9 protein-coding genes, 1 tRNA gene and 1 pseudogene are annotated in these 9851 nt (G+C 67.8%); 7 read left to right on the forward strand and 4 right to left on the reverse strand.

Annotated features, from left to right (window positions below; translation table 11 throughout):
* Positions 1-90 precede the first annotated feature (90 nt).
* Positions 91-3867 (forward strand): AAA family ATPase, encoded by a 3777-nt coding sequence (locus WDU93_RS11325; protein WP_420064066.1) that lies wholly within the window; start codon positions 91-93, stop codon positions 3865-3867.
* Positions 3860-4042, forward strand: a complete 183-nt coding sequence (locus WDU93_RS11330; RefSeq protein WP_337320667.1) for a hypothetical protein — start codon at positions 3860-3862, stop codon at positions 4040-4042. Before WDU93_RS11325 ends, WDU93_RS11330 begins: the two co-directional genes overlap by 8 nt.
* A 63-nt stretch (positions 4043-4105) precedes the next feature.
* Here the strand turns inward: WDU93_RS11330 and mscL are convergent, their stop codons facing one another.
* From mscL to WDU93_RS11345, 3 genes are read right to left on the reverse strand one after another with little or no spacing between them, the layout of a single operon-like run.
* On the reverse strand, positions 4106-4513 hold the full coding sequence (gene mscL / locus WDU93_RS11335) for a large conductance mechanosensitive channel protein MscL (RefSeq protein ID WP_337320669.1): 408 nt from the start codon (positions 4511-4513) through the stop codon (positions 4106-4108).
* A 28-nt stretch (positions 4514-4541) separates the two neighbouring features.
* Positions 4542-4814 carry an FmdB family zinc ribbon protein gene (locus WDU93_RS11340; protein ID WP_337320672.1) on the reverse strand — a complete coding sequence of 91 codons (273 nt, stop codon included), beginning with the start codon at positions 4812-4814 and terminating at the stop codon, positions 4542-4544.
* Positions 4815-4828: 14 nt separating this feature from the next.
* Positions 4829-5425, reverse strand: coding sequence for a 5-formyltetrahydrofolate cyclo-ligase (locus tag WDU93_RS11345; RefSeq protein WP_337320673.1), 597 nt, complete (start codon positions 5423-5425; stop codon positions 4829-4831).
* A 32-nt stretch (positions 5426-5457) separates the two neighbouring features.
* Here WDU93_RS11345 and galU point away from each other — a divergent pair, with 32 nt between their 5' ends.
* The 5 genes from galU to WDU93_RS11370 all read left to right on the forward strand — a co-directional run bounded on the left by galU (position 5458) and on the right by WDU93_RS11370 (position 8393).
* Positions 5458-6339, forward strand: a complete 882-nt coding sequence (gene galU, locus WDU93_RS11350) for a UTP--glucose-1-phosphate uridylyltransferase GalU (RefSeq protein ID WP_420064067.1) — start codon at positions 5458-5460, stop codon at positions 6337-6339.
* A gap of 14 nt (positions 6340-6353) precedes the next feature.
* Positions 6354-6983 (forward strand): GNAT family N-acetyltransferase, encoded by a 630-nt coding sequence (locus WDU93_RS11355; protein WP_337320677.1) that lies wholly within the window; start codon positions 6354-6356, stop codon positions 6981-6983.
* A gap of 68 nt (positions 6984-7051) precedes the next feature.
* Positions 7052-7924 carry an AAA family ATPase gene (locus WDU93_RS11360; protein WP_337320680.1) on the forward strand — a complete coding sequence of 291 codons (873 nt, stop codon included), beginning with the start codon at positions 7052-7054 and terminating at the stop codon, positions 7922-7924.
* A gap of 26 nt (positions 7925-7950) precedes the next feature.
* A tRNA-Ala gene (locus tag WDU93_RS11365) sits at positions 7951-8023 on the forward strand.
* 130 nt (positions 8024-8153) lie between these two features.
* Entirely contained in the window at positions 8154-8393 is a 240-nt protein-coding gene (locus WDU93_RS11370) for a hypothetical protein (protein WP_337320682.1), read from the forward strand.
* 243 nt (positions 8394-8636) lie between these two features.
* Here the strand turns inward: WDU93_RS11370 and WDU93_RS11375 are convergent.
* Positions 8637-9677: pseudogene (locus WDU93_RS11375) on the reverse strand (recombinase family protein); the annotation flags it as partial.
* Between the last annotated feature and the right edge of the window lie 174 nt (positions 9678-9851).

The raw sequence follows: 9851 nt of genomic DNA on the forward strand, positions 1-9851 counted from the left end.
TGCTCCTGACGGGCGAGACCGCGGCATCCGGAATCCGCCAGCTGGGGAGAACGTCTGTGAGGCCCCCGCTGTGGATGAAGAAGCCGGAGAATGTGCTTGCAACGGCCCGGGATACCGCTCCCTGGCCGCACCGCGCCTAGGCTTTACGGTGTGTGGCGACGAGAGGCGAAAGCCGCGGAAGACGCGGGAGAGGATGTCACGGTGACCCTGGGCGAATTCGACCAGACCTCGACCGGGATCGACATCGCGCACGCCGCTGAGGCTGCGCGCACGCTGCGTCGCGCAGAGGCGGCAGATCTCGGCGGGCCGTCGCCGCTCGTCACCTTCCGGGACACCCCTGAGGCCGGGATCGACATCTCCAAGGCTCACCCCGGAAGCCTGCCGCAGTTCATCACCGGTCGTTCGACGCTGCTCTCGAACCTGTTCCGCGACGAGGTGGGGCTCCGCACCGCCCGTATGGCGGCAGAGCGCATCACTGCTCGCAACACCGAGCTGCGCACCGTCCGTGGCATCGAGGCCGTACGGCTCGCCGTCGGCGTGGCCCGCTGGCGGCTGGGAGGAGCAGACTTCTCCGCGCCGGTTCTGCTGCGCCCGCTGGCGATTCGCCGTCACCACTCGGACTACGAGCTCAAGTTGCACGGCTCCTTCGAGGTCAACCCGGAGCTCGTGCGCGTCGTGCGCGATCATTTCGGGCTGACCCTGGATGCGGCGGCGCTGGCCGCGTTGGCCTACGACGGCGGCATCTTCAAGCCGCAGCCGGTGATCGACGAGTTGCGTGCTCTGACCCACTCGTTCGACACCTTCGCGGTGCATCCAAGGCTCGTCGTGTCGACCTTCGCGGATGTCAGTGGAGCGATGGCCCGCGACCTCTCCCGCCTCGATCATCCGGTGCTCAACGCCCTGGGCGGCCACCAGGACGATCGCGAGCGCGTGACCGCCCCGCGTCCGCCGGCCACCGTCACCAGCCCCGATGACCGTGCTCCGGCATCCGATAACCTCCTGCTCGATGCCGACGCCGAGCAGGAGCAGGTTCTCGCGCGCATCGCCGCGGGCGAGTCTCTCGTCGTCTCCACGCTGCCCGGCACTGGCGGCACGCAAACCGTCATCAACGCCCTGGGCGCCTCGGTGCGCGCGGGCAAGCGCGTCCTCGTCGTCTCCGCCCGCCGGTCGACGCTCGACGGCATCCGACACAGACTCAGTGGCGTCGGCCTGGACGGTCTCGCCATCTCGCCGACGAGCGTGCGTCGAGATCTCATCCGGGCGATCACGCGCAGCGAGAAGGCGACTCAGCCGAAAGTCACCGAGGTCGACGACGCACTCGTGCGACTGCGCACGGTGCTGCGCGACTACCGCGGCGCGCTCACCTCACCGATCGGCCGTACCGGGGCATCCGTGCTCGATGCGACCCGGCAGCTCACACGCCTCGCATCGCTGCCGGCGCCGCCCTCGACCAGCGCACGCCTGAGCATGGACTCACTCGAGCGACTCGCCACCGACCGCGGGCCCGCCGCCGAGGCGCTCACGCGCGCTGCACGTCTGGGCGAATTCCGCTTCGGGCCCGACGACTCCCCGTGGTACGGCGTCAGCTTCGAGACCACCGAGGCGGCGCGCGCCACGCACGCTCTCGCCGAGCGCCTCAGCGGCACCGAAGTGCCTTCGCTGCTCGAACGGGGATACGAACTGATCGCGCAGACGAACATGCGCCCGTTCGCCACCGTCGACGAGCTCGGCGAGTACCTGCGACTGCTCCAGGGCATGCGCGACTCGCTCGACCGCTTCAGCCCGACCGTGTTCGAACGCCCGCTGGGCGAGCTGATCCAGGCGCACGGCTCCCGCCGCGATGCGCCCGGCCTGTCTGCGGCGAACCGTCGCCGGTTGAAGAAGCTTGCCCGCGAGTACGTGCGCCCCGGCGCGCACGTCTCGGAGATGCACGAGGCGTTGCTGCGGATTCAGCAGCAACGCACACAGTGGCAGCGCTACGTCGAGGCGGGGGTCGCCCCCCAGGTGCCCCTCGGGCTTGCCGACGTGTACGTCGCATGGCAGCGCGTCTCGGCCGAGCTCGGCGAGTTGGATGCGGCGCTGGGTCGCCGCGAGCCGCTCGCCGCACTCCCCGTCGCGCGCCTGGTGCGCACGCTCTCCGGCCTCGCGGCGAAGTCGGACGTGTTCGACAACCTCGTCGAACGCACCCGCATCCGCGATTCGCTCGCCGAACTCGGTCTCGGCCCGCTGCTCGCCGAGCTCTCGGTGCGCCACGTGCGCGAGGAGCGGGTCGCCGACGAACTCGAGTTCGCCTGGTGGCAGTCGCTGCTCGAGCGCGCCCTCCAAGACGAGCGGGCACTGCTCGGTGCGAACACCGCCGTGGTCGATCGGTTGGAGCGCGACTTCCGCCTGGTCGATGAGAGGCACACCGCCCTCGCCGGACAGTTGCTCGCGTGGAACCTCGCCAGCCAGTGGCGTATCGCCATCGTCGACGAACCCGACGAGGCCCGGCACCTGCGTGCCGCGCTGACCGGTTCGGAGGCAACGCCCGAAGAGATCGTCGCGGTCGCCCCGACGCTGACCCGCGTTCTTGCGCCGGTGTGGATCGCGTCGCCGTACGAGGTGCCATCGATCCCCGAGGGCATCGAGTTCGACACCGTCCTGCTGGTCGACGCCGCGGCGATCAACCTCACGGAAGCCGCACCGGCGATCCGCCGGGCGCGACAGGTGGTCGCCTTCGGGGACCCGGTGACGCAGCGCCCGTCGGCCTTCGACGTGGCCACCGACCCGGATGCCGAGTGGGAGCCCGAAGTCGCGTTCGACGATGTTTCGGTGTTCGAACGACTCGCAGAACTGTTCCCGGTGATGACGCTCACCCGCAGCTACCGTGCCGGCGGCGAAGACCTCGCCGAGCTCATCAACGATGCGTTCTACGGTGGCGAGATCGTGTCGCTCCCGTGGGCGGGTTCGTATCTCGGCCGGGGCAGCTTGACCGTCGACTATGTCGAGGGCGGTGTGGGTGCGCCCGATCCCGTCAGCGGTGCCGTCGAAAGTCCGGATGCCGAGGTCGCCCGCGTGGTCACCCTCGCGGTCGAGCACGCCGTGCACCGCCCCACCGAGTCGCTCATGGTCGTCACCGCCAGCCGGAGGCATGCCGAGCGCGTGCGTGCCGCGGTCACCGCGGCGTTCGCCGGACGCTCGGACGTCGCCGATTTCGTCGGCCGCGAGACGGTCGAGCCCTTCGCAGTGCTCACGCTCGAGGAATCGGTCGCCGAGAGCCGCGACCGCGTCATCTTCTCGCTGGGTTACGGCCTGACCAAGCACGGACGCGTGCTCAGCGACTTCGGTGACCTGTCGCTGCCGGATGGAGAGCGACTGCTCACCGTCGGGATGACGCGTGCCCGCCGCTCGATGGTGATCGTCTCGTGCATCCGCCCGTCAGCGTTCGACGAAGGACGCCTCGAGCACGGGGCATCCACGCTCATGTCGATTCTCGGCGGTCTTGCTGCGCGGTCGCGCGACGCTCGCCTCGAAGACCTTGCCGATCCGCTCACCCTGGCCCTCGCCCGTGAGCTGCGCCGCCTCGGCGCCTCCGTCGACGTCGACTACCGGGGGCTGCTGCCGCTGGTCGCCCAGCACGGCGGCACGGCGGTGGTCATCGAATCCGACCCCGAGTCCCGCCCGGAGTCGTTGCGCGAGAGCCTGCGGCTGCGCCCGCATGTCCTGCGCCGCCTGGGCTGGCACTACGTGCGGGTGCACGCCTTCGATCTGTACAGCGATCCGGCAACGGTCGCGAAGCGCATCGCCACCGTCCTCGGCATCGACGAAGACGCCGTGCGTGTCGAGCATGACACCGAGCCGATGTCGTTCGGCGACGGCGATGAGTGACCAGCCACGCCAGCGGCTGGAGCGAGTGCCGGGCTCGCGTCGTGTGCGTCTGACCGCGGTCGAGGGCACCATCCCTGAGCCGGATGCCGAGATCACGGCGACCGCCGCCGAGCCGCCGGCATCCGGGGGGCCGAACGACGAGCGGATGCGCCGGGAGGTTCCGCCGCACTACTGATGATCGCACCAACAAGAAGGCCCCGTCCGCGGACGGGGCCTTCTTGTTGGTGCGATGCTGATGTCAGCTGGCGTTGCTCTTGCGCAGCTGGTCGCGGATCTCGATGAGCAGCTCCTGCTCGCTCGGCAGGGTCTCCTCCTCGACGGCCGGGTTCTTCGCGGCCTGGCGCTCCTTGTACTTGTTCATCGGCACGACGAACACGAAGTAGACCACAAGGGCGACGGCGAAGAAGCTGATCAGCGCCGAGATGAGCTCGCCGATCGGGAACGTGACCGGCTGGCCGTAGATGCCCTGGATAGTGATCCCGACCTTGCCGGTCGCATCCGCGTTGAAGAACAGCGAGACGAGCGGCGTGATGATCGAGGACACGACGGCGTTCACGATCGCAGTGAATGCACCACCGATGACGACAGCGACAGCGAGGTCGATGACGTTCCCCTTGGTGATGAACTCCTTGAATCCCTGAATCACGGGAACTCCCTACTGGTGGTGTATGTCCTCAGCTTGAGGCGGAACTCTTCGCGGGCGCCGGGTTGGCCCCTGTCGAAGAATCCGTCTTAGATGATGTCGAACTCTGCGCCTTCGCGCCACTATTGCTACGCGAGTCGGTGCGATAGAAGCCGGAACCGTTGAAGGTCACGCCCACCGATCCGTACTGCTTGCGCAGGGCACCGCCGCATTCGGGGCAGACGGTGAGGGCGTCGTCAGAGAAGCTCTGCACGGCGTCGAAGCGATGGTCGCACGCCGTGCAGGCGTAGGCATAGGTGGGCAACGAGGCCTCCTGGATCAAGCCTGCGCGGGGGAGATCCTGATGGTGCGGGTGGGGGTGACCACGCCGTTGACCGGCTGGTCGTGCACCTCGCGCGGCAGCGAATCGAGTACCTCGGAATCATAGACGACCGCGTACACCGGCGGGCATCCTTCCATGGAACCGATCGTCTTGTCGAAGTAGCCGCGGCCCCAGCCGAGGCGGGTGCCGGTGAGGTCGACCGCCGCGGCAGGGATGATCATCAGATCGACGTCGTTCACTGCGATCGGACCGAGCACCTCGCCGGTCGGCTCCGGCAGTCCGAACAATCCTTCGGCGACGTCACCGGAATCGTCGGCTACCGCCCAGTCGAGTAGGCCGTCGGCGCGGGTGATGGGCAGCAGCACGCGGATGCCGCGCTCGACCGCACGCTGCACGAACTCCCAGGTGCCGGGTTCGGTCGTGCTGGACAGATAGCACGACACCGAGATTGCCTCATGTGCGGCGACGAGCGCATCCAGCTGGGCGGTGAGGCCCGCGGCGGCGGCCTCGCGCTGGGCGGGGGAGAGAAGCTGGCGGCGTTCCCGCAGCTCGGCTCGCAGGGCGCGCTTCTGCTGCTCCTCCTCGCGTGACATGCTCCGATCATATGCGCGACTAGGCTGTGGGCATGAAGACGATCAAGGCAGTCATCCCGGCAGCCGGTCTTGGTACCCGGTTCCTTCCGGCGACCAAGGCCATGCCGAAGGAGATGCTGCCGGTGGTCGACAAACCCGCGATTCAGTACGTCGTCGAAGAGGCGGTCACGGCGGGGATCGACGACATCCTCGTCATCATCGGGCGCAACAAGAACGCCATCACCGACCACTTCGACTCGGTACCGGAGCTCGAGGTCAAACTCCAGCAGAAGGGCGATCACGGTCGTCTGCAGCGGGTGACGAAGTCGAGCGATCTCGCCGACATCCACTTTCTTCGCCAGGGCGAACCCAAGGGTCTCGGCCATGCGGTGCTTCGCGCCCGTACTCACGTGGGTGACAGTTCGTTCGCCGTGCTGCTCGGCGACGACCTCATCGATGAGCGTGACCCGCTTCTCACGGAGATGATCGCCGCTCACGAGCGCACGGGGGCCGCAGTCATCGCGCTGATGGAAGTCGATCCGTCGGCCATCCATCTGTATGGTGCTGCAGCTGTCGAAGCCGGTGACGATGAGGGCACGGTGAAGGTCACTGGCCTCGTGGAGAAGCCGGCGACAGAAGATGCCCCGTCCAATCTCGCCGTGATCGGTCGGTACGTGTTGCCGCCGTCGGTGTTCGAGATCCTCGAACGCACCGAGCCCGGCAAGGGTGGCGAGATTCAGCTGACCGACGCGCTGCAGGAGCTGGCCGCTGACGCGGAGGGCCCCGGCGTCGTCGGTGTGATCTTCCGTGGACGGCGCTACGACACGGGCGACCGTGCCGACTACATCAAGGCCATCGTGCAGCTGGCCGTCGACCGTGATGACCTCGGCCCGGAACTGCGTCCGTGGCTGAAGGACTTCGCCGAGCGACTCTGAGATACGCCACGATCATGCAGCTCGATGCGGCGGCTCCTTTGCAGTACGGGTCGATCGGCCTGCGCCTGATCCGGCCCCGAGACGCCCGGGTGCTGCAGCGCGAACTACTGGGCAACCGTTCGTGGCTCCAGCCCTGGGAGGCGACCGTGCCCGGCGGCGTACCGGGGTTCGACATGCGCGTCAGCATCCGTCGCCTGCTGCAGCAGTATCGCGACGGCGGTGGCTACCCCTTCGTCATGGAGTACGAGGGTGAGATCGCCGGGCAGCTGAACATCTGGGGCGTGGCCCGAGGGTCGCTGGGCTCGGCGACGATCGGATACTGGGTGAGCGAGCGCTTCGCCGGTCGCGGCATCACCCCGACCGCCGTGGCCCTCGCGACCGATGCGAGCTTCACCGAGTACGGGCTGCACCGGATGGAGATCTGCATCCGTCCCGAGAACCACTCCAGCCTCCGCGTCGTGCAGAAGCTCGGGTTCCGCTACGAGGGGCTGCGGCGCCGGTTCATCCATATCGACGGTGACTGGCGCGATCACCATGCGTTCGCGCTCACTCGCGAGGACGTGCCGGAGGGCGTGCTCGCCCGCTGGGTTGGGGGACGCGTACCGGCGGATGCCGCCACGATCCCTCCCGCGCAGGCGCGCTGACGGAATTCCCCACCGACACGCCAAGTCGTGACGTGCGACTCTGCGGCCGGTCGCCTACCGTGGGTGACATGGATGGGCCGGTGCTGAGTGGGGGCGTGATCGTCCTCGTCGCCATGCTGCTGTGGGCTCTCTATCTCATGCCGACGTGGCGCGGCCGGCACCAGTACAACGCCGCCGAGCGCAATGCGGTGCGCCTGAACCAGGCGCTGCGCGTGCTGGCAGAGACCAGCGAGACACCGGATGAGGTGCGCCTCGAACTGAACACCCGCACGGCGGTGGCCCAGCAGAAGCTCGCCAAGCGCGTGCAGGCGGAGAAGGCGGATGCCGAACTCGAACGCCTGCGTCAGGAACTCGCCGCCACTCGCCGCGACCCCATCATTCGCCAGGCACGTGCACGCCGCCGGGTGCGGCTGACGGCCACCATGTGTGTGGTCGCCGCAGCCGTGATGCTGGGACTTGGCATCTGGCAGTTCGTCGCGACGGGTGGATGGATGCTCGGGGTTGCCGGCCTGACGCTCGGCATCGCCGCGCTGATCGTGCTCGCCCGGATGGCGTCCGTGGCGGCCCGCGCCGGCCGACGTGTGCAGCCCCGCGCGGCGAGCGAGCAAGCGGCTCCGCGAATCTCGCAGACCCTGGGTGAGCAGTTGGATGCGCAGGAGAAGGGGCGTTGGACGCCCCGGCCGCTGCCGCAGCCCATGGTTGCCGTTGCAGGATCCCGTGCCCAGGTCGCGCAGGCTCAGATCGACGCCCAGCACGAACGTCAGCGGGCGATCCGCCTGGCCGAGCTTCGCCGCCGCGCGGAAGAGCTGGCGCCGCCGGCACCCACCGCGCTTCCGGTGCAGCCCGCCGCCACGTCGGCATACGCCCAGATGGGCATGGTCGACGATGCCGAGATCGAGGCCCATGTGCGTGACCTTCTCGCGCGGCGAGCAGCTGTCTGAGTGCGTGATAGTCTGAAAAAGTTCTAGGGCCTATGGCGCAGTTGGTAGCGCGCCTCGTTCGCATCGAGGAGGTCAGGGGTTCGAATCCCCTTAGGTCCACCCAACGCACAAGGCTCGAACCCTTGCCAACGGAAACGTTGGTCGAGGTTCGGGCCTTGTTCGCGTCTGCGGCCCAGGTCAGAGCGTTGGCGTTGACCTGCGGATCGAGGAGCATCTCGAAGGGCCGGTTGTGTTCGACTCGCAGCTCGTTGTCCTCGTCGATGAAGACCTTGGTGAAGAACGCCTGGTTGCACAGCCGCCGGTTGGTGTCGTCGCAGCGGGCGTAGATGTCGGCGCAGTTCGCGAGCAGGCCCAAGGCGTCGTCGAGGTGGGCGCGGGCGTCGGCGTAGTCACCGAAGTGGGCGTCGATGCGGCGGGTCACTTGGTCGAGCTCGGCGACGATGCGGTCCTGCTCGCGCTTGAGCACTGAGAGCGGGATCGCGTCGGCGTAATGCGCCTGCATGAGCCGGTCCTGCTCGCCTTCGAGCCGATCGCGGTTGGTGGTGAGACGTTCCAGTTCCTCGGTTTCGGCGGCCATCAGCCGGTCGAACTCGTGGTGCAGCATCCCTGCGAGTGCGTCCTGTTGGGCGGGCGTGATCTGGACACGGGTGTAGTAGTCCTCGACGAGCTTCTCGACGTCCTCGATGAGCATCGCCTGGCGCGTGCAGTCGGTGCGCTTGGAGTGCCGACCGGAGCACACGAAGTAGCAGTACACGTTCCCGTGGCGGTTCTTCGCGTTGGACACGATGAGCCGGGAGCCGCACTGGCCGCAGTGGATTGTGCCTTTGAGGTAGTGGCCGTGGACTTGGGTTGCCTCGACGGCGCACTGGTGCGCGGTGAGCACGGACTGGACCTGATACCAGACCTCGGCAGGCACGAGCGCTGGGTGGTTGCCCTTGTAGCGGGTGCCTCGGTAGATGACATCGCCCTTGTAGTACGGGTTTGTCAGGAGCCGATGGATGGTGGATACCGCCAGCGATTTCGCCGGCCGCTTCGGTGTGGGCAGACTGCGCAGCCCGCGCGAGGTGAGTTCATCGTGCAGTTGGCTGACGCTCCAGTTGCCCGAGGCGTAGGCCTTGAACGCCCACTCGATCATCGGTGCTCGCTCGGGATCGAGCTCGATGGTGCGGACTTCGCGGCCGAGCTCGTCGCGCTTGCGTACGTTCAAGTACCCGATGGGCGCGCGCCCGTTCGTGCCACCGCCGATGGCCTTCTGGGTCATGCCCTTGGCGACCTCGGTGGCGAGGTTGCGGGAGTAGAACTCGGCGATCGTGGACATGATGCCGTGCAACAGCATCCCGGAGGGCGTCTCGTCGATGTTCTCCGACGCGGATACGAGCATGACCCCGCACTGTTGGAGTGCGAGGTGGATGCTCACGTCGTCGGCGCGGTTTCTGGCGAGCCGGTCGACCTTGTGGACGATGCAGTATGCGACCTTGTTGGCCTTGACGTACTGGATCATCCGCATCAGCTCGGGCCGGTCGGACGACTTGGCCGAGGCTCCCGCGTCGACGAACTCCTCGACGATGCCGGCGCCGAGCTGTTCGGCCTTGCGTCTGGTCGCTTCGCGCTGTGCGGGGATGGAGAATCCCTCGTCGGTCCCGCCCTTCTCTGCTTGCTCTCGGGTGGAGACCCGAAGGTAGGACACTGCGACGGCAGCAGTTCGGGGTGGGTCGATCAGGCTGGCCGTTGGATCATCGGCGACGGTGGTCATCGGGGGCTCACTCTCACGCGGTTCGACCCTCGCGCTCCCACTGCGGTGGGAGGGGCGTTGATCGTGAGAGCAGCCGGTGAAGGCTGTAGGGCGAGACCCGATGGTCTCGGTGCGTGTTGCCCGCCAGATGACGAGGTTTGGGCCACAACGCCCCGCGTTGCGAGGCTTGCAAGT

It is taken from the genome of Microbacterium istanbulense (genome assembly GCF_037204145.1).
Taxonomy (GTDB): domain Bacteria; phylum Actinomycetota; class Actinomycetes; order Actinomycetales; family Microbacteriaceae; genus Microbacterium; species Microbacterium istanbulense.

What these genes read in the sequence shown, in the direction of transcription:
- WDU93_RS11330 (WP_337320667.1), top strand. Translation starts at nt 3,860, where the DNA reads ATGAGTGACCAGCCACGCCAGCGGCTGGAGCGAGTGCCGGGCTCGCGT.
- WDU93_RS11325 (WP_420064066.1), top strand. Translation starts at nt 91, where the DNA reads ATGTGCTTGCAACGGCCCGGGATACCGCTCCCTGGCCGCACCGCGCCT.
- WDU93_RS11360 (WP_337320680.1), top strand. Translation starts at nt 7,052, where the DNA reads ATGGATGGGCCGGTGCTGAGTGGGGGCGTGATCGTCCTCGTCGCCATG.
- WDU93_RS11345 (WP_337320673.1), bottom strand. Translation starts at nt 5,425, where the DNA reads ATGTCACGCGAGGAGGAGCAGCAGAAGCGCGCCCTGCGAGCCGAGCTG.
- WDU93_RS11355 (WP_337320677.1), top strand. Translation starts at nt 6,354, where the DNA reads ATGCAGCTCGATGCGGCGGCTCCTTTGCAGTACGGGTCGATCGGCCTG.
- galU (WP_420064067.1), top strand. Translation starts at nt 5,458, where the DNA reads ATGAAGACGATCAAGGCAGTCATCCCGGCAGCCGGTCTTGGTACCCGG.